This is a genomic window from Micromonospora sp. NBC_01699 (assembly GCF_036250065.1).
Classification (GTDB): Bacteria; Actinomycetota; Actinomycetes; order Mycobacteriales; family Micromonosporaceae; genus Micromonospora_G.
Genome location: NZ_CP109199.1, coordinates 2,486,929 through 2,510,757 on the forward strand (window position 1 = coordinate 2,486,929; position 23,829 = coordinate 2,510,757).

The following is a 23,829-nucleotide window of genomic DNA, read 5'->3' on the forward strand; positions in this document are numbered from 1 at the left end:
GGCGGCACCCGTGAGGGCCCGCCCGGGTGGTGATCCGGCAGCTCAGTCCACCCGGCTGGGCTCGGCCGCCGCGCCGTCGCCGGACGGCAGTCGCGTCGGGGCGAGCCGGGCGCTGATCGCCACCACCAACGGCCAGATCGACTCGGTCCCGGCGGCGAACCGCTCGGTCAGCCCGATCCACGGACCACGGCTGAACATCTCCACGCCGAACCAGACGCAGAGCCCGATCGGGATCAGGCTGGCGAGGATCGCCGCCGGTCGGCGTACCACCCAGGGGCGGCGGGAGCCCGGCGATCCGGGGTCGGCCCAGGTCGGCCAGAACCGGTTGCGCAGCGCCACCGCGGACGCCACCGGCCAGAGGGCGAGCGCGACGAAGGCGGTCCCGGCGACGAAGGCGTGCTCACCCGACCCGCCGTTCTCCGGCTGCGGAAACAGGGCCACCAGGCCGGTGGCGATCCCGCCGAGGGAGAGCAGGATCCGGCCCAGCACCCCGACCACCACCAACCCGGCCGCGGTGACCAGGTAACACGCCCCGGCGGCGGCCAGGCCGAGCTGCATGATCCACGGGTCGGTCGCGCCGGGCCCGGCCAGCACGCTGATGGTGTCGAACACCGGGTCGTAGTGATCGGGTTGGCGCGCCGCCCCGGCGGTCCAACCGCCGATCAGAAAGAACGGGGCACCGATGGCGGAGAGTAGGGCCCACCACGGCACCGGTCGCATTCGGTCACCGTACTGCGGAGCATCGGTGCAGGTCCGGCGATTGCGGACGGTCGGCGAGCCCCACCGGTAGGCACCATCAGTGACGCGCGCCCAGCTCCAGTGCCGCGACTCCGGCGATCACCAGCACCAGTCCGCCGACCTGGATCCAGGTGAGGCTGTCACCGAGGAACGCGGCGCCGATCACCGCGACCAGGGCCACCCCGATCGCCGACCAGACCCCGTACGCCACACCGACCGGCATGCCGCGCTTGAGCACCTCGGCGAGCAGCGCGAACGCGATGACGTAGCCGACCACGACGATGATCGACGGCACCAGCTTCGAGAACCCCTCGGAGATCCGCAGCGCGATCGTCGCGGTCACCTCACTGAGGATCGCGATGCCCAACAAGATCCACATCATCCGCGTCCCCCCGGTTCCGGCCTCGAACGCGAACCCTATGCGCGTTCGCGTACCCGCCGACGGGAAGCCCCCCGATTCACCGCTGCGCCGACATCGCCTGCTCGTGCAGGGCGCGACGGATCACGGCGAGGTCGGTGCCGGCCGCGCTGACCTGCACCCCCGGCCCGCCGGCCAACGGCATCCGAGCCGCGTACGCCCCGACCGGCGCCGCCGCCGGCACCCCGCTCACCGCCCACTCCGGCTCGACCCGCAGCAGTGTCCCGACGACCGACGCACCGCCGAGCACGGCCGACCCCGCCCAGCCCGGCGAACCCTGCCCCACCGCCAGGGCGTTGCGCAGCAGCGTACGGCCGGCGTACCAGACGCTGGTGTCGATCCGTACGTCACCGACCCGCTCGCCGTGCCGCCCACAGACCAGTTCCTCGCGCCAGACCAGGGCCGCGCCGTCCGCCAGCGTCACCATCGAACGGGACAGGTGATCACAGCGGGCCGCCCCGATCAGCGGCTCGGGCAGCCAGCGCAGCCGCCCGCCCGCGCCGACCCGGGCGGCCACGTCCAGCCGGGACTGCCCGCCGGTCGCCCCCGGCAACGCCAGCGACGCCGCCACCGTCCGTACGCACAGCAGCGCCCCGGCACCGACCTCGATCTCGATCCGCAACCGGTCCCCGCCCAGCGGTCCGGCCGCGCCGCCGACCAGGTGCACCTGCACCTCACCCGGTTCGCCGTCGGGCACGGTACGCCGCAGCAGCAGCGGGGCCTCCCCGCGCAGCTCGGTCAGCCTGGTTCTGCCCGAGCCGTCCACCCCTGCCACGATCCGGGCAACCGCCCGCATCAGTACGGAGCCGGCTGCCGTACGCCGCGCCGCTCCGGGTTGGCGACGAGGGCGCGTACCCAGTCCGCGACGGGTGTCGCCGCCCGGTCCTGGACCAGGGAGAGGAACACCGTCGGCAGGTCGCCCCGGCGGGCCGCCGCGTCCCGCGCCATCACCGACAGGTCCGCCCCGACCAGCGGCGCCAGATCCGTCTTGTTGATCACGAGCAGGTCGGCGCCGGTCACACCCGGCCCGCCCTTGCGCGGAACCTTGTCGCCGCCGGCCACGTCGACCACGAAGATCTGCTGGTCGATCAGCCCCTTGCTGAACGTCGCCGTCAGGTTGTCCCCGCCGCTCTCCACCAGCACCAGGTCCAGCGGCCCGAGCGTCGCCTCCAACTCCTCGACCGCGTCGAGGTTGGCCGAGATGTCGTCCCGGATAGCGGTGTGCGGGCAGCAACCGGTCTCCACCGCCCGGATCCGCTCGGCCGGCAGCACCCCGTGCCGGAGCAGGAAGTCCGCGTCCTCGGTGGTATAGATGTCGTTGGTCACCACCGCCAGCCGCAGCTCCGCCGACAACGTCCGACACAACGCCGCGACCAGCGCGGTCTTGCCGGAACCGACCGGCCCGCCGATCCCGATCCGCACCGCCCGACCACCGTCGGCCAGCGGTGGATGCGGATCCACTCCCGGATCGGGATGGGTGTGCGGCGGCTCGTCCGGATCGTGCACGTGCGGCGTCCCGACCGGGTGAGAACTATCAGGATGCAAAGAGACGCACCTCCTGGCTCGCGTGCAGTTCGGCGCCGATCTCCAGCAGGACAGCGGAGTCGGCGGGCAGGTTGTCGACCGGATCACCGACCCGGTCGGCCGCGTCAGCCGCCAACCGGTCGCACTCGCCGGCCAGGCCGGCGAGCAGAGCATGGACCGCGTACGGATCAAGACCGAGCAGCCGTACGGCGGCACTGGCCGGACCACTGACCGACCCGTACGCGCTGGCCACCGCCGCCTCGGTCGGGCCCAGCCCGGCGGCGGCCGCCACCAGGCCGAGAGCCACCGGCTGATGCAGACCGGTCGGGGACGCCCCGACCGGCACCGCCACCGGGCCGAAGATCGCCCGTCCGGCGCGTACCAGTGCCCTGCCCTGGGCCCTGGACGTGCGCCGCAGCGCGGGTGAGGGCGTACGCGCGTCCAGGCCGTCGTCCAGGTCACCGGCCGGCACCCGGCCGGCGCAGGCCGATGCCGCGAACGCCGCGCCGACCCGGCCCGTGGTGGCGAGCCGACCGCGCAGGAACTCGGCCAGCCCGGCCAGGTCCCGCAACCGTCCGGTGGCGACCGCCGACTCCAGCCCACCGGAGTGGGCGTGCGAGCCTGCGGGCAGCCGCCCGTCGGCGAGCACCAGCAGCGTGGCCAGGGACGACATGGTGGCTAGAAGAGAAAGTAGCGCTGGGCCATGGGCAACTCCATCGCCGGTTCGGGCTCGATCACGTCGCCGTCGATCCGGACGGTGAAGGTGTCCGGCTCCACCTCGATCCGGGGCAGCGCGTCGTTGAGCGGCATGTCCGCCTTGCCGCGCGACCGGACATCGGCCACCGGGGCGAGCCGTCGACCCAACCCGATCCGCTCGGCGAGGTTGTCCTCGATCGCGGCCGGCGCGACAAACGCCAGGCTGGTCTGTGCCGGCACGGTGCCGTACGCGCCGAACATCGGGCGGGGCAGCACCGGTTGCGGGGTCGGGATCGAGGCGTTGGCGTCACCCATCTGCGCCCACGCGATCATGCCGCCCTTGATCACCAGGTGTGGGCGTACGCCGAAGAACACCGGATCCCAGAGCACCAGGTCGGCGAGCTTGCCCGACTCGACCGAGCCGACCTCGGACTCGATACCGTGCGCGATGGCGGGGCAGATCGTGTACTTGGCCACGTACCGTCGGGCCCGCTGGTTGTCCGCGGCCCCGTCACCGGGCAGCGAGCCGCGCCTGGCCTTCATCACGTGCGCGGTCTGCCAGGTACGCAGGATGACCTCGCCGGCCCGGCCCATCGCCTGCGCGTCCGACCCGATCATCGAGATCGCCCCGAGGTCGTGCAGCACGTCCTCGGCCGCCATCGTGCTCGGCCGGATCCGACTCTCCGCGAACGCCAGGTCCTCCGGAACGGTCGGATTCAGGTGATGGCACACCATCAGCATGTCGAGGTGTTCGTCCAGCGTGTTACGCGTGTACGGCCGGGTCGGGTTCGTCGACGACGGCAGCACGTTCGGTTCGGCGGCGACGGTGATGATGTCCGGCGCGTGCCCGCCGCCGGCCCCTTCGGTGTGATAGGCATGGATCGACCGGCCGCCGATCGCGCGCAGCGTGTCGGCGACAAAACCCGCCTCGTTCAGGGTGTCGGTGTGGATCGCCACCTGCACCCCGGACGCGTCGGCGACCCGCAGACAGGCGTCGATGGCGGCCGGCGTGGTGCCCCAGTCCTCGTGCAGCTTGAAGCCGCCCACGCCGCCGCGCAACTGCTCCCACATCGACTCTTCGCGGACCGTGTTGCCCTTGCCCAGCAGCAGTACGTTCACCGGCCACGGGTCGATCGAGGCCAACATCCGGGCCAGGTACCAGGCGTTCGGCGTGACGGTGGTCGCCTTGGTCCCCTCGGCCGGGCCGGTGCCACCACCCATGATCGTGGTGATCCCGCTGGCCAGCGCCGTCTCCAGAATCTGCGGACAGATCAGGTGTACGTGACTGTCGATGCCACCGGCGGTCAGGATCTTCCCGTTGCCGGCGATGATCTCCGTACCCGGCCCGATCACCAGATCAGGGTGCACACCGTCCATTGTGTCCGGGTTACCGGCCTTCCCGAGCGCGACGATCCGCCCATCCCGGATCCCGACATCCGCCTTCACGACGCCCCAGTGATCCAGCACCACCACACCCGTGATGACCGTGTCCGGCGCACCCTCGGCCCGGGTGGCCATCGACTGCCCCATCGACTCCCGGATCACCTTGCCGCCGCCGAAGACTGCCTCGTCCCCGTACCCGCAGTAATCCCGCTCGATCTCAACGAGCAGATTCGTATCCGCGAGCCTGATCCGGTCCCCCGTGGTGGGCCCGTACAGCGAGGCATACCGCCGCCGATCCAACCTGCTCACAACGCCCCCTCCCCGCCTGCTGTCCCGCCGCCCCCGCCGCCCGCCCCGCCGCCGCCTGCCTCGCTCGCCCCGTTGATCATGAAGTTAGCGCGGTTTTTGGGCCCGAATTCTGCGCTAACTTCATGATCAACGACTGGGTCGAGGGGGTCGACGGGGTCGAGGGGGCCGGCGGAGGCGGCGCGGAGGCCGGGGACTATGCGGGCGCCGGCCAGGGGGATCAGGTCTACCTCGCGGTTGATGCCGGGTTCGAAGCGGACAGCGGTGCCGGCCGGTACGGCGAGACGGTGTCCCCAGGCGGCGGATCGGTCGAACTCCAGTGCGGGATTCGCCTCGGCGAAGTGGTAGTGCGAGCCGACCTGCACCGGCCGGTCACCCGTGTTGGCGACCGGCAGGGTCAGCACGGGTCGTCCGGCGTTGATCTCTATGTCGCCCGCACCAGGAAACACCTCGCCCGGGATCATGTGGTCCACCTTCCCAACGGAGCCGCTGCGGGGCTCCTGGCCTACGAGATCGGGTCGTGTACGGTCACCAGCTTCGTACCGTCCGGGAAAGTCGCCTCGACCTGCACCTCGGGCAACATCTCGGGCACGCCGTCGAGTACGTCCTCGCGGCCGAGCACCCGCCGGCCGGCGTCCATCAGGTCAGAAACGCTGCGACCATCGCGCGCCCCCTCCAGGAGGAACGCGGTGATCACCGCCGTCGCTTCCGGGTGGTTCAGCCGTAGCCCGCGCTCGCGCCGACGCCAGGCGACGTCGGCGGCGACGTGGATGAGCAACCGGTCCTGCTCGTGTCGGGTGAGGAACAACGCAGTACCTCCGGACAGGGGAGCGAACAATGTGGATCGTGCCAGTCGCAGGTTGCGCAGGTGTTACGCCTCGCTACCGCGACCACTGTTCGAAGGCCATGTAGCTCGGTCACTCCCGGTAGCCTCGCCAATGTACGCAGCTTTGCGCCGTCACGGGGTCGCGAACACGGAGGATGGGATGGGCTGTCTGTTGCGGAGCGTGAACGGCCGGCACCGGCCCGTACGGTCGGCATGACCGTGCTGGCTCCGCTCGCGCCGACGGTGCCCGGATGCGCGGTGAGGAAGCGGCGGCGGCCCTGCCGAGTGCGGCCGCCAGCGGGTGAAGACGATCACCGTCACCGGTTCGGCGTTCGCTGACGGTGATCGAATCCCACGCCGGAACCCCTGCCGGCGCACCCGAGACAGGGTCGGTACGGGTCAGGCGGGCGCCCGGCTAAGGCCGGCGTCGGTGAGAATGACGACGCCCTCGGGCCATTCGCATTTCACCTGAATCGTCAACTGATCGGCGCCGTCGACCGCCGCGGTCAAGGGCGCGGTGGCGCCATTCGCCACCACGACCTGCCCCTTCGTCACCGAGGTGAGGGTCTGGTCGCGATTCTTGGTCACGGCCAGGGCTATCACTTCCACCCGAGCGTCAGCGCGGCCCGTGGGGAAGTGGGGGCGGACTGTCGTGGACAGGTCCAGGTATCTGCCACTGAGTTGGTAACCGACCTCTCGGGTCTTGTCGCTGGGCCGGTTGCTGGGACACTGAATGACGATTCGGTGCTCGTACCCAGGCTGATTCTCCAGCCCTCGTGGCAGGTCGACGAGGTTGGCGTTGCCGGTCAGCAATTCCAGGCCGTCGAAGTGGGTGATCGCCGGTGGCCCGGTGGTCGGTCCCGGGGGGGTCGGGGGTGTGCCGGTGCCAGTGGCCGTCGACGCGGGCGGCGAGACCGCGCCGCCGGGTGGGGAACCCGACGGTCCCGATTGTGGAAGTTGCCAGGCCAGCACGCCGATGATCACTCCGATCGCGGTGAGCGATATGGTCACTATCTCGCGTCGCTTTGAGCCGCGACGCTCTCGCACGCCGTCGTTGTCCGTGGTTGGGGTACGGTTTTCGGTCTCGGACACAGGTCACCTGATAGCTCGGCTTCGGGAACTTTGGGTCTGTGATCATGGAGTTCCATCCGATGATCACGTTGCTCGATCACTGACAGATTGACGACAACGGCGAGAAGAAAGCTCTGTGGAGAATACGAGTCGGCCTCCACAATGGTGCATGCCGCCGGGGCCATCATGCCAAACAAGGAGGTGCGCGCGGTGACCGCGCCAGACCCTAACCCCAACCTTCCCTCACCCCCGCCGTCACCCGCCGGCCCGCCACCAACTGCGTCGACCGGTCAACCGACCGGTCCACTGGTCATCGGCCCGCCGTCCGCGTCGGAGTCGGGTCCGTCCGCGTCGACCTTTCCCGGTGGGCCCGGTCCAACCGGCCAGCCGCCGCTGGTCGGACCGCCGTACCAGGAGCATCAATCCTCGGGTCGTAAGCGCACACCGGGCAGCCTGTTCGCGATCACGGTGTCCGTGCTGGCACTGCTGGTGGCACTCGGCTCGGCACTGGTCGCCTGGCGGGCGATCGACCAGGCGAACGATGCGAGGGACATCGCGCTTGCCGGTCGGGTCCCGACCGAGCCGGTGACCGGCCAGCCGGGACCGCCGCCAGCGCCGTCCGTGACGAATCGGGGGGCGCCGGCTCCAACCGTTACGGCTGTGGAGTCGGTCAGGCCGACGGCGTCCGGACAAGCGCCCAAGTTGGACGAGAACACGGTGTACGGGGTGCGGTACGAGCACGAGGAACTCACCCTGACGGCGGCCTGTGACTTCTCGATGTATGCCGACCTCGACCTGCCCCAGGCCAACGTTCCCCAGACCGGACACGATCTCAGATTCACCCAACGCTGCGGAGGTGATACCTCTTCCTTCAGCCTGGGCGACGGCGTCGGAGGCAGCGCCTCAGTCCTCCCGGGAATGACCCCGCAGGAGTGCAACAAGAAGATTCTGTCCGCGCCGTTGGGGACCGCGACCATACCGGTCCGAGACGGCGCGATCTTCTGCATTCGAACCTCGCGTCAGTCAGCTCTCGAACGTGGCGACGACTGGCGTATGGTGGCGGTGGAGGTTACCGGCATCGCCGGCAACGGGGCGGTGACCATTGCGCTCCAGGCCTGGAACATTCCCCTTTGACCGGCGCACCCGGTCGAGCGACCGAGTGGTCGCTATCCATGATCCGGATCTGAGCGGTCGGTCGAGCCGTTCAGATCCGGATCCGCCACTCACGCCTGGTCGCGTACCTGTTGTTCGCCGGCCTCGACGGGGAAGGGGAGGATGTTCTGGCGGGGCGGGAGGGGGCAGATGAAGGCGTCGGAGAAGGCGCACGGGGGCAACTCCACCCGGTTGAAGTCCAGGGTCACCGGACCGGCCGCCGTCGGCAGCGGTACGAACAGGAAGCGCGAAGCCGCGTACGACTGCTTCCCGCTCGTCGCGTCGCGGAAGGTCAGGTGCGCCTCGCCCACGTGACCGGTGTCCAGCCCCACCATCTCCACCTCGTGACCGTCCACGGCGAACGAGAACGTACCGATCACCCGGTAGTCGACCTCACGGCCCGAGTTGGTGTGCACGATGTGCTCGGTGGTGTTCACCTTCGCCGGGCGGAATTCGGCGGTCACCACCCAGGCCGGATCAGGCGCGAACGCGTCGATGCCGGCGAAGCTCCGTACGCCCTCCGAGTTCGGGTCGTAGGTCCGTACGGCGGTGTCGTTCCCCCGGCGGATGATGACCAGCGCGACGTCGCCCACGGCGAGCCACTGCCCGTCGCGCAGCACCGCCTCGGTCACCGGCTCGCCGTCGACGGTGAGACCGGCCGCGTCGCTGACCCGCACGACACCGTTCTCGACCGACCAGCGCCCCGGCACACCCTCGATGACCGTCTCATCGGAGATCCAGTTGGTGCCGGTCAGGGTCAGGTCACCGCCGGGGGAAGAGACCTTCGTTTCCCGCTGGTCGTGCCACTTGCGCCACTCGTCGGCGAAGTTGTCGCTGGTCAGCTCGGTCTCGACGCTCATGTCGTCTCCTCGTTTCGTTCATCTGACAACGCGCCCAGGTCGGTGGGGAGTTGCGGGATCGCGGCCAGTAGCGCACGGGTGTAGTCCTGGGTCGGCCGTTCCAGCACGGTCGCGGTCGGGCCGGACTCGACCACTCGGCCGTGCCGCATCACCAGCACCCGCTGGCAGAGTTGGCTGACGATCGCCAGATCGTGCGACACCAGCACCAGCGTCAGCCCCAGCGTGTCGACCAGCTCCCGCAGCAGGTCCACGATCTGGAGACGTACGGAAACGTCGAGGGCGCTGACCGGCTCGTCGGCGAGCAGCAGTCGGGGGGACGGGGCAAGCGCGCGGGCGATGGCGATGCGCTGCCGTTGACCGCCGGAGAACTCGTGCGGGTACCGGCGCCCGTCGTCGGGGTGCAGGCCCACCGCGGTCAGCACCTCGGCCACCCGATCAGCCCGTTCCGCCCGGTCCTTGCCGATTTTCAGCGACCGCAACGGCTCCGCGACGATCGCACCGACCGACATCCGGGGGTTCAGCGACGAGCGCGGATCCTGGAAGACCACCTGCACCTGGCTCCGGAACTCCCGCCGAGGCACCTTCCCCAACGGCTCTCCGCCGAACACCACCGATCCCGACGACGGCCGGTCGACCCCGAGCAACAGCCGCAGCAGCGTGCTCTTGCCCGCCCCGGACTCACCGACGATCCCGAGGCTGACTCCACTGTCGATCGTGACATCAACCTGATCCAGCGCGGGCCGGGGACGATGTGGGTACTGGCGGGTCAACGCCCGACCGGCGAGCAGTTCGGTGCTCATTGTTCAACCGTCCCAACCGCCAGGCGGGTCACTGACGCCGCACTGGTGACCAACTGCCGGGCGTACGCCGACCGGGGGCGGCGCAGGACGTCGTCGGTGGCGCCGGTTTCCTCCACCCGACCGTCGCGCATCACGATCAGCCGCTGTGCCAGTTTCGCCACCACCGGCAGGTCGTGGCTGATGAACAGCAGCGCCACCGAGGTCTCCTCGATCAGTTCGTCGAGCAGGCTGAGGATCTGCGCCTGCACGGTCACGTCCAGCGCGGTGGTCGGCTCGTCGGCGATCAGCACCCTCGGCCGGCAGGCCAGGGCCATCGCCAGCGCGACCCGTTGCCGCTGACCGCCGGAGATCTCGTGCGGCAGGGCCCGGACCAGTTGCTTCGGGTCCGGCAGCCCGACGCGGGTTACCCACTCGACCGCCCGAGCCTGTGCGTCGGTCCGGTTCAGGCCCCGGTGCAACCGCAGCGGGCCGGCTATCTGTCGGCCGATCGGCATCAGTGGGTCGAGCGCGGTCAGCGGTTCCTGGAAGACCATGCTGACGGTGTTTCCGCGTACGCGTCGCCAGTCGCGGTCCGGTGCGGCGATCAGGTCGCGGCCATCGACGGTGATTGTGCCGCTGACCCGCATGCCCTCCGGCAGCAGGCCGAGCAGGGCGAGCGCGGTCAGCGACTTGCCGGACCCTGACTCGCCGATCAGGCCGACCCGGTCGCGGGCGGCGAGTTCGACGTTCAGGTTCTTGACCAGGGTGCGGTCGTCGAGAGTCACGGTGAGCTGCTCGGCGGCGAGGATCGTGGTCATGGTTTCACCGCCCGTCGGCTGCGGCGCAGTTGCGGGTCGAGGGTTTCGCGCAGGCCGTCGCCGAGCAGGTTGACGCCGATCACCGCGATCGCGACCGCGATGCCGGGCAGCAGCACGTTCCAGGGTGCGACGCTCACCGTCGGCTGAGCCTCCTGGAGCATCCGACCCCATGACGGTGCCGGCGGCGGGGTGCCGAGACCGAGGTACGACAGTGACGCCTCGGCGATGACCGCGATGCCGAACGCCAGGGTGGCCTGGACCAGCAGGGTGTGCCAGATGTTCGGCAGCACGTGCCGGACCAGGATCATGATCGGCCCGGTGCCGGAGGTTCTGGCCGCGAGCACGTAGTCCTGGGTGAAGATCCGGCTGGCCGAGATCCGGGTCAGCCGGGCCACCTCGGCACAGACTCCCACCCCGATCGCGATGATCGCCACCAGGGTCGACGCGCCGTAGACGGTGACCAGCAGCATCGCCAGCAGCAGGGTCGGGAAGGCGATCAGGATGTCGACCACGCCGATCACCGCGTCGTCGGCGATCCGGCCACCGGAGGCGGCGAGCAGGCCGAGCGGCAGGCCCAGCGCGAACGCCACCGCGACCGCTGCCGTACCGACCCAGACGGCGGTTCGGGCGCCGAGCATGAGCTGGGTGAACTGGTCCCGACCGAGCCGGTCGGTGCCGGCCCAGTGGTCCGCCGACGGGCCGGCGAGCCGACCGCCGGGGGTGGCCTGGTCCAGCGCGTACGGTGTCCAGAAGAGGCTGACCAGGGCGAGCGCCAGGATCAGGCCGAGCAGCACGGCCCCGGCGACCAGCGACGGCGACCAACCCCGGCGCGCGCGACGACCGGCGACGACCGGGGCTTCCGGCCGAGCGACGGTCGGTTCCAACAACGGTACGGTCACGCCTGACCTCGCAGTCGGGGGTCGATGAGCCGCTGGATCAGGTCCACGGCGAGACCGAGCAGCAGCACGGTTCCGGTCATCAGGAAGACCGCGCCCTGCACCACCGGCAGGTCCCGGGCCTTGACACTGGTCAGCAGCAGGCTGCCCAGCCCCGGCAGCGCGAAGACGCTCTCGATCACCACCGTGCCGATCAGCGAACCGGCGAGCAGCACCCCGAGCACGTTCACCACCGGGGCGGCGCCGTTGCGCAGCCCGTGCCGCCACAACGCCCCCGGCAGGCTGTAACCGAGCGAGCGGGCGGTCCGGATGTAGTCCTGGTTGAGCACGTCGAGGGTGGCCGAGCGGACGTACCGGACCAGCAGTGACGCCTGGGCGATGGTCAGCGTCACCACCGGCAGCACCAACGACTGCACCGCCGCGCCCGGATCCTGCCAGCCGTCGCGCGGGAAGCCGCCGGGCGGCAGCCAGCGCCACTGCACGGCGACCAGCCAGACAATCACGATGCCGACCCAGAAGATCGGCAACGCGATGCCGAGCTGCGCCAGGCCCGAGACGACCACCCCGGCGGCGTTGCGGCGGCGCAGGGCCGCGAACACCCCCACCGGTACGGCGATCAGGATCGAGGCCACGAAGGCGCTCAGCGCCAGCGGCAGCGTCACCGGCAACCGTCCGACGATCTGTTCCAGCACCGGCGTACGGGTGAACAGGCTGTCGCCGAGGTTGCCGGTGAACAGCCCGCCGAACCAGTCGCCGTACTGGGTGAGCAGGGGGCGGTCGGTGCCGAGCTGGTGGCGGATCGCCTCGATCTGCTCCGGTGGCGAGCCGACCGCGAGCAGGGTCACGGCCGGATCGCCGGGCAGCACCCGGAGCAGGAAGAAGACCGCCGAGCCGGCCAGGAACAGCGAGCCGACCAGCCAGCCGAGCCGGCGCAGCAGGTAGCCGAGCATCGTCACCGCCGTCCGTGTGAACGCTTCAGCGACCGAGGGCCGGCCGGTGACCCGGGGGAGCGGGTACCGGCCGGCCAGGGCGCGCTGACGGGGGAATCAGCGCTGCTTGCTGATCGGGGCGACATAGAAGCTGTCCGTGGTGAGGTTCTTCTGGTAGCCGCTGACCGCGCTGGACGCGATCTTGATTGCCGGGTCGAGGTAGAGCCAGTCGCTCGCCGCGTCCTCGGAGATCTGCCGGGCGACCTTCTTCAACAGCTCGGTCTGCTCGGCCGGGGTGGCGGCCGTCTCGGACTGCTTCACCCACTCCTGGACCTGCGGGTTCTTGTACTGCCAGTAGAAGTCCGGGTTGCCGTACCAGACCAGGTCACGCTGGTTGACGTGGGTCATGATCGTGGCCTGGAAGTTGTGGTTCTTGTAGACCTTGTCGGTCCAGGTGGCGTCGTCGATCGGGTTCAGCGTGATGGTGATGCCGGCCTGGGCGAGCTGGCTCTTCAGCCCCTGCGCCACGATGTTGATCGAGTCCGACGGCACGTAGTCGACGGTGAACGACAGCCCGCCCGCGAAGCCGGCCCTGGCCAGCAGCGCCTTGGCGCCCTCGACGTTGTGGTCGTCGATGCTGGTCAGGTCCTCGTACCAGGGGTCGGTCGGCGGGACCATCGAGCCGAGGATCTGACCGCGTTCGGCCCAGACGGCGGTCAGCAGCGCCTTGCGGTCGGTTGCCTGCCGGATCGCCTTGCGTACGTCGACGTTGTCGAACGGGGCCACCGAGTCGTTGAAGTTGAACAGTTCCTTGGTGGTCGAGGTGCCCTCGACGATGGTGAACTCGGGCCGGTTCTCGAACTGGGCGAGCACGTCCGGGCTGGTCACCTGGGTCACCAGGTCGAGCTGGCCGGCGAGCAGGGCGTTGTTCTCGGCGGTGGTGTCCTTGAAGAAGCGGTACACCACCTCCTTGTTCTTCGCCGCGTCTCCCCAGTACTTGTCGTTGCGGACCAGGTTGATCGAGTCGCCCTGCTTCCAGGTGCCGACCGTGTACGGCCCGGTCCCGACCACCGTCGTCTCCGGGTTGCCGGCGCCGGCCTTGGTCACCGCGGCCCCGGTCGAGGCCAGGTAGAACAGGAACGACTGCGACCGCTGGCTGAGCGCGACCGTCACCGTGTTGTCGTCCGGCGCCTCGATCGTCTTCATGATCGAGAGGTCCTTCTTGCGGGCGCTGGTCGACTCGTCCGAGGTCACCCGCTTGAGCGCGGCCACCACGTCGGCCGCCTTCAGCGGGGTGCCGTCGGAGAAGGTCACCCCGGACTGGAGGTGGAACGTGTACGTCGTACCGTCCGGCGAGATGTCCCACGACTTCGCCAGCAGCGGGTCGACCTTGCCGTCGTCGGTCAGCACGGTCAGGCCCTCGACCACGTTGCGCAGCAGCACCTGGGCGTGCCCGGTGTTACCGCCCTTGACGGTGTTGAGCGTGGTCGGCTCGTTCAGCGACCCGATAGTGATCGTCGCGTCCGGGTCGGCGCCACCGGCGCTGCCCGCCGGGCTGTCGGCCGAGTTCGAGCAGGCGCTGAGCAGCAGGGCGCCGATCGCGGCACCCGCCGTCAGCAGGCCGAGTCGGCGGCGGAAGTGGCGGGCGGGGGAGCGTCCCCCGGAAGGGCTGGACGACATGTGCTGGCTCCAGGTGGGGCGGACCGCGACGACGAGGATCGGCATCGGGTGCGAGGGATTAGCGGAGGAAGGCCGTACGCGCCGGCCGGTGCGCGGCGCTGGGCAGCCGGCGGCCGGGAAAAGTTCGGGTGCTGACGACGGGACGGTCAGCGACAACAACAGCCGCGTACCGGCGCGACGCCGGCCATCGGCCCAGCACACTGGGACGGATACGCGACGCTCATGTCAGGGACCTTACTCCCGATCTTGGATTCCCTATCAATCCGATCGGAGTAATCTTGGCCACGTTTTGCCAGGGTGGGGCGGGTGGTCGGGGCAGCGGGCCGGAGCTGTCCGGGGGAGGGCACCGGACCCGCACGGCCACCCTGACAGAATGCAGGAGCCAAATCGTGGAACCTGAGGAGAGCCCTGCCGTGATCCGTACCCATGACGCCGGAAGCCTGCGCGCGACGCACGCCGGCAGCACGGTGAAGCTCGCCGGCTGGGTGGCCCGCCGACGCGACCACGGCGGCGTGATCTTCGTCGACCTGCGCGACTCCTCCGGTGTGGTGCAGGTGGTCTTCCGCGAGGGCATGGAATCGGCGCACGCGCTGCGCAACGAGTTCTGTGTCCTGGTCACCGGCGAGGTGACCCGCCGCCCCGAGGGCAACGACAACCCCGAGCTGCCCACCGGCGAGATCGAGGTCACCGCCACCGACCTGGTCGTGCTCTCCGAGGCCGCCCCGCTGCCGCTGCCGGTCGACGACCAGGTGGCCGCCGGCGACGACATCCGCCTGCGCTACCGCTACCTCGACCTGCGCCGCAGCGGCCCGGCCAACGCGCTCAAGCTGCGCTCGCGGGCCAACCAGCTCGCCCGGGGCGTGCTGCACGACCGCGACTTCCTGGAGATCGAGACGCCGACCCTGACCCGGTCGACGCCCGAGGGTGCCCGCGACTTCCTGGTCCCCGTCCGGCTCCAGCCCGGCTCCTGGTACGCGCTGCCGCAGTCCCCGCAGCTGTTCAAGCAGCTGCTGATGGTCGGCGGGATGGAGCGCTACTACCAGATCGCCCGCTGCTACCGGGACGAGGACTTCCGTGCCGACCGGCAGCCGGAGTTCACCCAGCTCGACATCGAGATGTCGTTCGTCACCGAGGACGACGTGATCGACCTCGGCGAGGCGATCGTCACCACCCTCTGGCGCGAACTGGCCGGACACGAGATCAGCTCCCCGATCCCGCGCATCACCTGGCACGACGCCATGAGCCGGTACGGCTCCGACAAGCCCGACCTGCGCTACGGCGTCGAGTTGACCGAGCTGACCGAGTACCTGCGCGGCACCGAGTTCCGGGTGTTCGCCGGGGCGATCGACGCCGGCGGCTACGTCGGCGCGGTGGTGATGCCCGGCGGTGCCGGACAGACCCGCAAGGAACTCGACGGCTGGCAGGACTGGGCCAAGTCGCGCGGCGCGCGCGGCCTGGCGTACGTGGTGCTCGACGCGGAGACCGGCGAGGCCCGGGGCCCGGTGGCGAAGAACCTCTCCGAGGCGCACCTCGGCGGGCTCGCCGACGCCGTCGGTGCCAAGCCCGGCGACGCGGTCTTCTTTGCCGCCTCCGCCAACCAGCGCGAGGCGCAGGAGCTGCTCGGCGCGGCCCGGATCGAGATCGCCAAGCGCGTGAACCTGATCGACGAGTCGGCCTGGGCGTTCTGCTGGGTGGTGGACGCGCCGATGTTCGAGCGCACGGACGACGGCGGCTGGACCGCCGTGCACCACCCGTTCACCTCGCCGAACGCGGACTGGGAGGGGCGCTTCGAGGAGGCACCCGACCGGGCCCTGGCGTACGCGTACGACATTGTCTGCAACGGCAACGAGATCGGTGGCGGCTCGGTCCGTATCCACCGGGGCGACGTACAGAGTCGGGTCTTCGACCTGCTCGGCATCAGCCCCGAGGAGGCGACCGACAAGTTCGGCTTCCTGCTGGAGGCGTTCAAGTACGGGCCGCCGCCGCACGCCGGCATCGCGTTCGGCTGGGACCGGGTCTGCATGCTGCTCGCCGGGGCGGAGTCGATCCGCGAGGTGATCGCCTTCCCGAAGACCCGTGGCGGCTTCGACCCGCTCACCGGGGCGCCGACCCCGGTCACCGCCCAGCAGCGCCTCGAAGCCGGCATCGACGCCAAGCCGAAGCCGCCGACCCCGGCCCAGGCCGGCACCGCCGGGGTGGCCGCACCGGTCGAGCCGGTCTGATCCGTTGACCCTGCTGGTCGTCGGAGCCAGCGGTTACCTCGGCGGCGAGTTGTGCCGCCGGGCGGTGACCGCTGGCTCCCGGCTCGTCGGGACGTACCACCGGGCGCCCGGTGCCCTCGACGGTGTCGACTGGCGGCCACTGGACATCACCGACCGGGCCGCCGTGCGCGCGCTGGTCACCCGGGTACGCCCACGGGCCGTCATCAATGCCGCCGCCGTCTACGGGGGCTGGGCGGTCTGCGCCGACGGGGCCGGTCATGTCGCGGCTGCCGCCGCCGAGGCGGGCGCCCGACTGGTGCACCTGTCCAGCGACGCGCTGCACGCCGGGCGGCCGAGGCCGTACGCCGACGACGAGCCGCCCACCCCGGTCTACCCGTACGGGGCGGCGAAGGCGGCGGCGGAGACCGCCGTACGGCTGGTCGCGCCGGAGGCGGCGGTGGTGCGTACGTCGCTGATCATCGGCGACGAGCGGAGCAGGCAGATCCGGCTCTGCCTCGACGCGCTCACCGGCGCACCGGGAGTACGCCTGTTCAGCGACGAGTTCCGCTGCCCGGTGGATGTGACGGATCTGGCCTCGGCGGTGCTGGAGCTGGTCGACTCGGACTACGCCGGCCCGCTCAACGTGGCCGGTGCGGACCCGGTGAGCCGGGCCGACCTCGGTCGACTGGTCGCCGGGCGGTACGGGCTGGACCCGGCGAAGCTCGCCGTGACCACCATCGCGGCGGTGGGTCAGCCCCGCCCGGACAACGTACGCCTGGACAGCTCGCGTGCGGCGGCGCTGCTGCGGACCCGCCTGCGCGGCGCCCGCGAACTGCTCGCGGTCTGACACAGCTTCCCGCCACCTGCCTTGCAGAAAACTTTTGCATAGGCATTGTGCAGAGATTCTGTGCAGAACTATTCTGCAAAGCATGTCCGCAACCGAGGAAGCCGTCGAACCGGAGTCGAACGTCCGGCTCGACGGCCGACAGATCCGCGCCCTGGCCCACCCCGTGCGTGCCCGGCTGCTCTCCGCGTTGCGGACGGACGGCCCGGCCACCGCGACCGGACTGGCCAACGCGCTCGGCACCAACACCGGCAACACCAGCTACCACCTGCGCCAACTCGCCGAGGTGGGACTGGTGGCCGAGGAGGCCGGTCGGGGCACCGGCCGAGAGCGCTGGTGGCGATCCGTACACCGGAGCACCACCTGGTTCAGCAGCGACTTCGACGACGACCCCGACGCGCGGGCGGCCGCCGACTGGTTCGACGACCACCTCCTGCACAGCTACGTCGAGCAGGCCCGCAACTGGAACGCCGCCAAGCGGCGCTATCCGGCCGCCTGGCGATCGGTCGGCGGCTACAACGACTCCCTGCTCAGCCTCACCCCGGAACGGCTGGGCCAGCTCAACGAAGAACTGATCGCGGTGGTCAAGCGCTATATGGCCGACCCGTCACCCGCCGGGGACCGGACCGAACAGGTCCTGCTCTACCTGAACACCTTCCCCCGGGTCGACACCCCGCCCGCCGCACACCCCCGGGAGAAGCCGTGACGACGCTGACTCTGCGCCAGGCCCGGGGCCGCTACCTGGTTCTGCTCGGGCTGCGCTGGTTCCCGGTCGGCCTGATGATCCCGGTCCTCACCCTGCTCATGCTGGAACGGGGGCTCAGCCTGCCGCAGATCGGCCTGGTGGTGGCGGCGCAGGGGCTGGTCGTACTGCTGCTGGAACTGCCCACCGGCGGGCTCGCCGACGCGATCGGCCGCAAACCGGTGCTGGTCGCCGCCAGCCTGCTCAGTCTCGGTTCGATCGCCCTGCTCGCCGTTGCCGACTCGATCGGGTTGTTCCTCGTCGTCTTCGTGTTGCAGGGCATCTTCCGGGCGCTGGACAGCGGCCCGCTCGACTCCTGGTACGTCGACGCGGTGCTCGCCGCCGACCCCGACGCCGACCTGGAACGCGGACTCGGCGGCGGGGGAGCGGTGCTCGGCCTGGCGGTCGGGGCCGGGGCACTGATCAGTGGTGGCCTGGTCGCGCTCGGCCCGATCGGCGGGATCAGCGCGCTGACCGTACCGGTGCTGATCGCGTTCGTGCTCCAGGTCGTCGCGCTGGTCGCCCTGGTCGTGCTGCTGCCGGAGGTACGTTCGGCCCGGGGCGTCGTCGCGTTGCGGGAATCGCTGCGCGGGGTGCCGACCGCGATCGGCGGCGCGTTCGGCCTGCTGCGCCGGTCCCGGATCCTGGTCGCCCTGGTCGCCGTCGAACTCTTCTGGGGCTTCGGCATGGTCACCTTCGAGACGCTGCTGCCGGTACGCCTCTCCGAGGTGCTCGGTGACCCGGAGCGGGCGGCGGCGCTGCTCGGCCCCGCCGGCTCGGTGGCCTGGCTCGCCTCGGCCGCCGGTGCCGGACTCGCCCCGATGCTGTCCCGTCGGATCGGGGTGGCGCCCGCCGCCGCACTGCTGCGGATCGTGCAGGGCGGCACGGTGGTCGGGATGGGGCTGCTGGCCGGGCCGGTCGGGGTGGTCGCCGCGTACCTCGCCTGCTATCTGGTGCACGGCGCGTCGAACCCGCTGCACCTGGGACTGCTGCACCGACAGGTCGACGGCCCGTACCGGACCAGCGTCATCTCGCTCAACTCGATGGTCTCGCAGCCGGCCGGCGCGCTCGGCGGGGTGGTGCTGACCGGCGTGGCCGGCGCCACCTCGGTCAGCACGGCGATGCTGGTCGGCGCGGTCGTGCTGGCCGTCGCCGCCCCGCTCTACCTGCCCGCGTGGCGAGCCACCCGCCGCTCGCCAGCGGTGCTCCCACAGGCGCCGTCGGACAGGTTGGTGCCGTCGGACAGGTCGGTGGCGCCGGACAGGTCGGTGGCGCCGGACAGGTTGGTGGCGCCGGACGGGTCGGTGTCGACGGGTGCGCCGGTGCCGGCGGCCGTTGACGGGGCGCGGTCGGGGGTGTCGGCGCCCGGGTCGGGCAGCGGGGCCAACCCCACCGACGTACGCGGAATCGAGCCGGCGAAACCCAGCCGCTCGTAGAGCCGGATCGCGGCCGTGTTGTCGACCAGTACGCCGAGCGTCACCTCCTCGACCTCGTCCAGCAGCGTACGGGTCATCGCCGCGGTGAGCGCCGCACCGAAGCCCTGCCCACGGGCGTCGGTCGCGACCGTGATCCCGGCGAGGAAGCCGGTGCCGCCCCGACTGCGGTCGGCACCGGCCGCCACCAGACGGTTGCCGGAGCGGATGCCGTACCAGTGGCGGACCCGGGGGTCGCCGGGGCGGGTGGTGCTGGTCGGGAACGAGTCGTCGACCAGGGCGGTGATCGCGTCGTGGTCGGCCCCGGTGAGTCGTACCACCCGGTCCTCGCCCGGCTGGGCCGGCGGCGGGGTGACCGCCCAGCGGAAGTCCCAGTCGTCGCGGTGGGTCACGGCGAGGTGTCCGGCCGGGATGCCGGCATCCAGCCGGGGCAGGTGCAGCCAGCGCAGATCGAGGGTGCCGGCGGCACGCAGTTCACCGGCCAACCGGGCGGCCGGTCCGGGGTCGCCGGTGGCCCAGCCGGTCACCCCGTGCGGGCCGCTCCCGGTCCAGAACACGGCACCGTCGAGCAGATAGCCGGTCAACTCGCCGCCGGCACCGGCGTTCAGCCGCACGTACGGGTGGTCGCCGGCCGCGGCGAGGATGCCGGCACGCCCTCTGACCAGCGTCGCTTCGGTGATCATGGAGGAAACTCTAGCGCCGGCGGCGCGGGTTCCATCCTGGAGATTGACGGCTGCCGTCGCGGGGTACATCAGGGTCGACCCACCCCACCCCCTCGGAGGACCCGATTATGTTCGCCTACATCGCCGCCGGCATTTTCGGCTTTGCGTTGCTGCTCGACCTGTTCGACACCGATCTCGGCGCGCCGGACCTGTTCAGTCCGGGCACCCTGAGCCTTGCCGGTCTGCTCTGTCTGGCCCTCTACCTGGCCGGTGTCGGCCGCGCACCCGGCAGCGGTGGCGGCGGACGCTGGCGCGGACGGCGGCCCGGTCGGGGCTGACCCGTTCGCCGACGTGAACCGGCCCGGGATCGGCGCATTTCGAGCGTCCGGCACCGGGCCGGTAATGTCTTCGTGATGGAGCCCGACGGTCTGTTCTCCCTCACCGGTGCCGGTGGGGCGCGCTCCGCACCCACGATATCGGGCGTCGCCGATGGCTTCACCACCCCCGGCGCGGACGCCCCGCTGCCGGTCCGGATGCGCCCGGCGAGCCTCGACGAACTGATCGGTCAGGACCACCTGCTGGCGCCGGGAGCGCCGCTGCGTCAGCTGGTCACCGGTACGACACCGATGTCGGTGATTCTCTGGGGTCCGCCGGGCAGTGGCAAGACCACCATCGCCCACCTGGTCGCTGGGGCCACCGACCGACGGTTCGTGGCGATGTCGGCGCTGAGCGCCGGGGTCAAGGACGTTCGGGCGGTGATCGAAACCGCCCGCCGGGAGCGCCGGTCCGGCGGCCGGCCGACCGTACTCTTCATCGACGAGGTGCACCGGTTCAGCAAGACCCAGCAGGACTCGCTGCTCGCCGCCGTCGAGGACCGGACGGTCACGCTGCTCGCGGCGACCACCGAGAATCCGTACTTCTCGGTCATCTCGCCGCTGCTGTCGCGGTGCGTACTGCTCACCCTGCAACCGCTGGACGAGCAGGCGGTGCGCGGGTTGCTGCGCCGCGCGATGACCGACGAGCGCGGGCTGGGCGGGGCGCTCACCCTCGCACCGGACGCCGAGGACCATCTCGTACGCCTGGCCGGCGGCGACGTACGCAAGGCACTGACCGCGCTCGAAGCGGCGGCCGGCTCGGCCGCGGCCCTGGGTGGCACCGAGATCGATCTTGCCACCGCCGAGCAGGCGGTGGACGTGGCGGCGGTCCGCTACGACCGCGACGGCGACGCCCACTACGACGTCGCCAGTGCCTTCATCAAGAGCATGCGCGGCTCGGACGTGGACGCGGCGCTGCACTGGCTGGCCCGGATGCTGGTCGCCGGTGAGGACGCCCGGTTCATCGCCCGGCGGATAGTCATCTTCGCCAGCGAGGACATCGGCATGGCCGACCCGACCGCGCTGGGTGTGGCCACCGCCGCCGCCCACGCCGTCGAGTACGTCGGCCTGCCCGAGGTCCAACTCAACCTGGCCCAAGCGGTGATCCACATGGCCACCGCGCCCAAGTCGAACGCGGTCACCACCGCGATCGGTGCCGCCACCGGCGACATCCGGGCCGGCCGTGGCGGCTCGGTGCCCCGCGCGCTGCGCGACGCCCACTACTCCGGTTCGCGTGGTCTCGGGCACGGCACCGGCTACCGCTACCCGCACGACGACCAGCGGGGCGTCGTCACCCAGCAGTACGCACCCGACGACCTCGTCGGGGTCGACTACTACCGGCCGAGCGGACACGGTGGGGAGCGGGCGGTCGCCGCCCGGCTCCCGCTGTTACGCGGCATCGTCCGGGGCACACCCGCCCCGACACCGCCCGCCCCGACACCGACACCGACACCGGCGTCGACCGGCGCCGGCACCAGGCCGGAGCGGCCGGCGGACGAAGACGGCAGCGCGCCTGCCGGGGAGGATCACCAGTGAAATCGCGCGGTTCCGACCTGCCCGAAGACGGCACCGAGGAGCAACGGGAACCTCGATCCCTGCGACGCCGCTGGGGACGGGGCAAGTCCGACACCCCCGTCGAGGAGCCGGAGGTCAGCGGCGAGGAACTCGGCTGGATCGCCGACCTCCGTACGGCCAAGCGGCAGCAGACCGACCTCGGTCCCGGCGGCGCCGAAGCCGCGCCCGGACGTGGCGCGCCCGCCGGTCGCCCCGACCTCGGGCCTTCTGGTCGCCCCGACCTCGGGCCTTCTGGTCGCCCCGACTTCGGCCCGGCGGGCGGTGCCGACTTCGGCCCTGCCGGCCGTGCCGACCGCGGCCCCGGCGGTGGCGGCGAGCGCGGCCTCGCCGGTGGCGCCGACTTCGGGCCTGGCGGTCCGGGGCCCGGCGACCAGGCTCTTGACGGCGGGCCCGCCCCGGTGCGCCGCGCCGCGGTCGTTCCCCCGGTCGGTCAACCCAGACCGGCACCCGAGCCGCCCCGCCCCGAGCCCTCCCGTCCCGAGCCGCCCCGCGCCGAGCGTCCCGCCCCGCCCGTGCAGCCGGAGCCCTGGGGCGCGCAGGACGAGACCGGCCCGTCCCGGCATTCGCGGAGCTTCGAACCCGACACCTCCCGCCCTGCCACCGACCGGCCGGGCCGGCGGGCCGCCGCCGAACCGGACGGTGCCGGCGCCTGGGCCGGGCCGCCGGTCGACCGGCGGACGCCGGACCCCCATCCGGCGATGCCACCGGCAGCGGGTCGGCACGGGGAGCCGAGCCAGGGCGAGAGCGAGGGCTTCCGACGGCCGGATCTGCCCGGCAGCGACCCCGGCCAGCCGGGGCGGCACGCCGGTGCGCCGGCGCCGGACCAGCGCGATCCGCAGGCCAGGCATGGCGCGCTCGACCCGGCCCGACGGCCGACCGAGCCGCGTGTCGAGGAGCCGCCTGCGGGCCGCCGGCACGAGGACACCCCGCCCGGACGGCGCAGCGCCGTCGCGACCCCGCCGGTGCCGGGCGGACCCGCAACGAGCCGGCCCGGAGCCCCGGGCGGCGAGCCGACCGGCCGAGCGGGCGTGCCGCAGCCGGACGGCCGGTACGGTCCGCCCCGGGATGCCACCGACCCGCGGGCACCGAGGGTCGGCGACCCGACCGACCCGCGTGGTGCCCGGCTTGCCGACCCGACCGACCCGCGTGGTGCCCGGATCGCCGACCCGACTGATCCACGAGGTGCGCGGCTCGGCGATCCGGCCGATCCGCGTGGGCCGCGACCCGGTGATCCGACAGATTCGCGATCGACCAGGACCGGCGATCTTTCCGATCCGCGGGTGCCGAGGACGGGGAACGCGCCCCCGCTGCCCCCGCCCACCGGACCGGAGGAGACGACCGGCAGCCACCGTCCGGTCGACTGGGTACGCCGAGCCACCCGTGGCGGTCCGACCGGCGGTGCCGCACCGGTTCCGGGCGGCCCGGCCGGTGCACCCGGTGGCCCGTCCGTCTCCGGTGGCCCGTCCGGCCCGGACCGCTTCGGGCCGGCACCCGCCGGACCGTCGGCCCCCGGTCAACCGGCACCGGGCGGACGGGTCCACGATCCCCGGGGACCCGGTGAACAACGCCCGACCGGCGATCCCGCACCGCCGGCCCGCGACGGTATCCGTCCCCCGGTCGGCCCCGAACTTCGTCCCCGCCGCTCCGCCCCGGTCGACGGCCCGCCGGCACCCGACCGGGGACAACCCGGCCCCGGCTACCCGCCGGGTCGACTCCCGTCCGGCCCGCCGTCCGGTCCCGTACCGGACCGGGGTGACGGCGGTGCGGAGGGCCGTGGCGTCGGCCGTGCCGTTCCGGCGGGACCCCCCGCCGTACCGGGATCACATGGTCCGGTTCCCCCGGTCGGCAATCCCGCCGGTCCGCGCGGCGCGGCCACGGTCCCGCCACCCACGGAGCCGATGGACCGGCGCGGCGGCCGGGCC

General features: G+C 71.8%; 22 protein-coding genes and 1 pseudogene. 7 read left to right on the plus strand and 16 right to left on the minus strand.

Features of this window, described 5'->3' with window-relative positions; genetic code table 11:
- Positions 1–42 precede the first annotated feature (42 nt).
- From OG792_RS11210 to OG792_RS11250, 9 genes are all read right to left on the minus strand, one after another.
- Positions 43–720 (minus strand): DUF998 domain-containing protein, encoded by a 678-nt coding sequence (locus tag OG792_RS11210; protein WP_329109291.1) that lies wholly within the window; start codon positions 718–720, stop codon positions 43–45.
- A 76-nt stretch (positions 721–796) separates the two neighbouring features.
- Complete coding sequence (locus OG792_RS11215) at positions 797–1,108, minus strand: DMT family transporter (RefSeq protein ID WP_329109292.1); 312 nt, start codon at positions 1,106–1,108, stop codon at positions 797–799.
- A gap of 88 nt (positions 1,109–1,196) precedes the next feature.
- A complete protein-coding gene (locus OG792_RS11220) occupies positions 1,197–1,931 on the minus strand; it encodes an urease accessory protein UreD (protein WP_329109293.1) in 735 nt (244 codons plus the stop codon).
- 20 nt (positions 1,932–1,951) lie between these two features.
- Complete coding sequence (gene ureG / locus OG792_RS11225) at positions 1,952–2,662, minus strand: urease accessory protein UreG (RefSeq protein ID WP_442932398.1); 711 nt, start codon at positions 2,660–2,662, stop codon at positions 1,952–1,954.
- 28 nt (positions 2,663–2,690) lie between these two features.
- Positions 2,691–3,353: an urease accessory protein UreF gene (locus OG792_RS11230; protein ID WP_329109294.1), complete on the minus strand. Its 663-nt coding sequence runs from the start codon at positions 3,351–3,353 to the stop codon at positions 2,691–2,693.
- Between the two features lie 5 nt (positions 3,354–3,358).
- Positions 3,359–5,068 (minus strand): urease subunit alpha, encoded by a 1,710-nt coding sequence (locus tag OG792_RS11235; protein ID WP_329109296.1) that lies wholly within the window; start codon positions 5,066–5,068, stop codon positions 3,359–3,361.
- Positions 5,065–5,529 carry an urease subunit beta gene (locus OG792_RS11240; protein ID WP_329109298.1) on the minus strand — a complete coding sequence of 155 codons (465 nt, stop codon included), beginning with the start codon at positions 5,527–5,529 and terminating at the stop codon, positions 5,065–5,067. Before OG792_RS11240 ends, OG792_RS11235 begins: the two co-directional genes overlap by 4 nt.
- Before the next feature lie 41 nt (positions 5,530–5,570).
- Positions 5,571–5,873 carry an urease subunit gamma gene (locus tag OG792_RS11245; protein ID WP_329109300.1) on the minus strand — a complete coding sequence of 101 codons (303 nt, stop codon included), beginning with the start codon at positions 5,871–5,873 and terminating at the stop codon, positions 5,571–5,573.
- A 417-nt stretch (positions 5,874–6,290) separates the two neighbouring features.
- Positions 6,291–6,983: a hypothetical protein gene (locus tag OG792_RS11250; protein WP_329109302.1), complete on the minus strand. Its 693-nt coding sequence runs from the start codon at positions 6,981–6,983 to the stop codon at positions 6,291–6,293.
- Between the two features lie 453 nt (positions 6,984–7,436).
- Between OG792_RS11250 and OG792_RS11255 the strand changes: the two genes are divergently transcribed.
- Positions 7,437–8,096, plus strand: coding sequence for a hypothetical protein (locus OG792_RS11255; RefSeq protein WP_329109304.1), 660 nt, complete (start codon positions 7,437–7,439; stop codon positions 8,094–8,096).
- Between the two features lie 89 nt (positions 8,097–8,185).
- On the opposite strand, the gene OG792_RS11260 is transcribed toward OG792_RS11255, so the two are convergent.
- From OG792_RS11260 to OG792_RS11285, 6 genes are all read right to left on the minus strand, one after another.
- Positions 8,186–8,974 carry a DUF1684 domain-containing protein gene (locus tag OG792_RS11260; protein ID WP_329109305.1) on the minus strand — a complete coding sequence of 263 codons (789 nt, stop codon included), beginning with the start codon at positions 8,972–8,974 and terminating at the stop codon, positions 8,186–8,188.
- The gene (locus OG792_RS11265; RefSeq protein WP_329109306.1) at positions 8,971–9,774 is read right to left on the minus strand and encodes an ABC transporter ATP-binding protein; all 804 of its coding nucleotides are present in this window, start codon (positions 9,772–9,774) and stop codon (positions 8,971–8,973) included. Before OG792_RS11265 ends, OG792_RS11260 begins: the two co-directional genes overlap by 4 nt.
- Entirely contained in the window at positions 9,771–10,571 is an 801-nt protein-coding gene (locus tag OG792_RS11270; RefSeq protein WP_329109307.1) for an ABC transporter ATP-binding protein, read from the minus strand. The genes OG792_RS11265 and OG792_RS11270 overlap by 4 nt, the downstream gene beginning before the upstream one ends.
- On the minus strand, positions 10,568–11,470 hold the full coding sequence (locus tag OG792_RS11275; protein WP_329109308.1) for an ABC transporter permease: 903 nt from the start codon (positions 11,468–11,470) through the stop codon (positions 10,568–10,570). Before OG792_RS11275 ends, OG792_RS11270 begins: the two co-directional genes overlap by 4 nt.
- Positions 11,467–12,417 (minus strand): ABC transporter permease, encoded by a 951-nt coding sequence (locus tag OG792_RS11280; protein WP_329111202.1) that lies wholly within the window; start codon positions 12,415–12,417, stop codon positions 11,467–11,469. The genes OG792_RS11275 and OG792_RS11280 overlap by 4 nt, the downstream gene beginning before the upstream one ends.
- A gap of 96 nt (positions 12,418–12,513) precedes the next feature.
- On the minus strand, positions 12,514–14,121 hold the full coding sequence (locus OG792_RS11285; protein WP_329109309.1) for an ABC transporter substrate-binding protein: 1,608 nt from the start codon (positions 14,119–14,121) through the stop codon (positions 12,514–12,516).
- A 368-nt stretch (positions 14,122–14,489) separates the two neighbouring features.
- Between OG792_RS11285 and aspS the strand changes: the two genes are divergently transcribed.
- The 4 genes from aspS to OG792_RS11305 all read left to right on the plus strand — a co-directional run bounded on the left by aspS (position 14,490) and on the right by OG792_RS11305 (position 19,299).
- A complete protein-coding gene (aspS, locus tag OG792_RS11290) occupies positions 14,490–16,298 on the plus strand; it encodes an aspartate--tRNA ligase (protein ID WP_329111204.1) in 1,809 nt (602 codons plus the stop codon).
- Between the two features lie 4 nt (positions 16,299–16,302).
- Positions 16,303–17,124 carry an SDR family oxidoreductase gene (locus tag OG792_RS11295; RefSeq protein WP_329109310.1) on the plus strand — a complete coding sequence of 274 codons (822 nt, stop codon included), beginning with the start codon at positions 16,303–16,305 and terminating at the stop codon, positions 17,122–17,124.
- Positions 17,125–17,206: 82 nt separating this feature from the next.
- Positions 17,207–17,827, plus strand: coding sequence for an ArsR/SmtB family transcription factor (locus OG792_RS11300; protein ID WP_329109312.1), 621 nt, complete (start codon positions 17,207–17,209; stop codon positions 17,825–17,827).
- Positions 17,824–19,299: an MFS transporter gene (locus OG792_RS11305; RefSeq protein WP_329109313.1), complete on the plus strand. Its 1,476-nt coding sequence runs from the start codon at positions 17,824–17,826 to the stop codon at positions 19,297–19,299. Before OG792_RS11300 ends, OG792_RS11305 begins: the two co-directional genes overlap by 4 nt.
- Before the next feature lie 38 nt (positions 19,300–19,337).
- On the opposite strand, the pseudogene OG792_RS11310 reads toward OG792_RS11305, so the two are convergent.
- A pseudogene (locus OG792_RS11310) lies at positions 19,338–20,048 on the minus strand (GNAT family N-acetyltransferase); the annotation flags it as partial.
- 38 nt (positions 20,049–20,086) lie between these two features.
- Here OG792_RS11310 and OG792_RS11315 point away from each other — a divergent pair.
- Together OG792_RS11315 and OG792_RS11320 are read left to right on the plus strand one after the other, a co-directional pair.
- The gene (locus OG792_RS11315; protein WP_329109315.1) at positions 20,087–20,296 is read left to right on the plus strand and encodes a hypothetical protein; all 210 of its coding nucleotides are present in this window, start codon (positions 20,087–20,089) and stop codon (positions 20,294–20,296) included.
- A 75-nt stretch (positions 20,297–20,371) separates the two neighbouring features.
- A complete protein-coding gene (locus OG792_RS11320; protein ID WP_329109316.1) occupies positions 20,372–21,868 on the plus strand; it encodes a replication-associated recombination protein A in 1,497 nt (498 codons plus the stop codon).
- Positions 21,869–23,829 lie beyond the last annotated feature (1,961 nt).

Coding starts and splice junctions, on each gene's coding strand:
- OG792_RS11270 (WP_329109307.1), bottom strand. CDS start 10,571: ATGACCACGATCCTCGCCGCCGAGCAGCTCACCGTGACTCTCGACGAC.
- OG792_RS11260 (WP_329109305.1), bottom strand. CDS start 8,974: ATGAGCGTCGAGACCGAGCTGACCAGCGACAACTTCGCCGACGAGTGG.
- OG792_RS11280 (WP_329111202.1), bottom strand. CDS start 12,417: ATGCTCGGCTACCTGCTGCGCCGGCTCGGCTGGCTGGTCGGCTCGCTG.
- OG792_RS11315 (WP_329109315.1), top strand. CDS start 20,087: ATGTTCGCCTACATCGCCGCCGGCATTTTCGGCTTTGCGTTGCTGCTC.
- OG792_RS11265 (WP_329109306.1), bottom strand. CDS start 9,774: ATGAGCACCGAACTGCTCGCCGGTCGGGCGTTGACCCGCCAGTACCCA.
- OG792_RS11230 (WP_329109294.1), bottom strand. CDS start 3,353: ATGTCGTCCCTGGCCACGCTGCTGGTGCTCGCCGACGGGCGGCTGCCC.
- OG792_RS11300 (WP_329109312.1), top strand. CDS start 17,207: ATGTCCGCAACCGAGGAAGCCGTCGAACCGGAGTCGAACGTCCGGCTC.
- OG792_RS11285 (WP_329109309.1), bottom strand. CDS start 14,121: ATGCCGATCCTCGTCGTCGCGGTCCGCCCCACCTGGAGCCAGCACATG.
- OG792_RS11210 (WP_329109291.1), bottom strand. CDS start 720: ATGCGACCGGTGCCGTGGTGGGCCCTACTCTCCGCCATCGGTGCCCCG.
- OG792_RS11240 (WP_329109298.1), bottom strand. CDS start 5,529: ATGATCCCGGGCGAGGTGTTTCCTGGTGCGGGCGACATAGAGATCAAC.
- OG792_RS11320 (WP_329109316.1), top strand. CDS start 20,372: ATGGAGCCCGACGGTCTGTTCTCCCTCACCGGTGCCGGTGGGGCGCGC.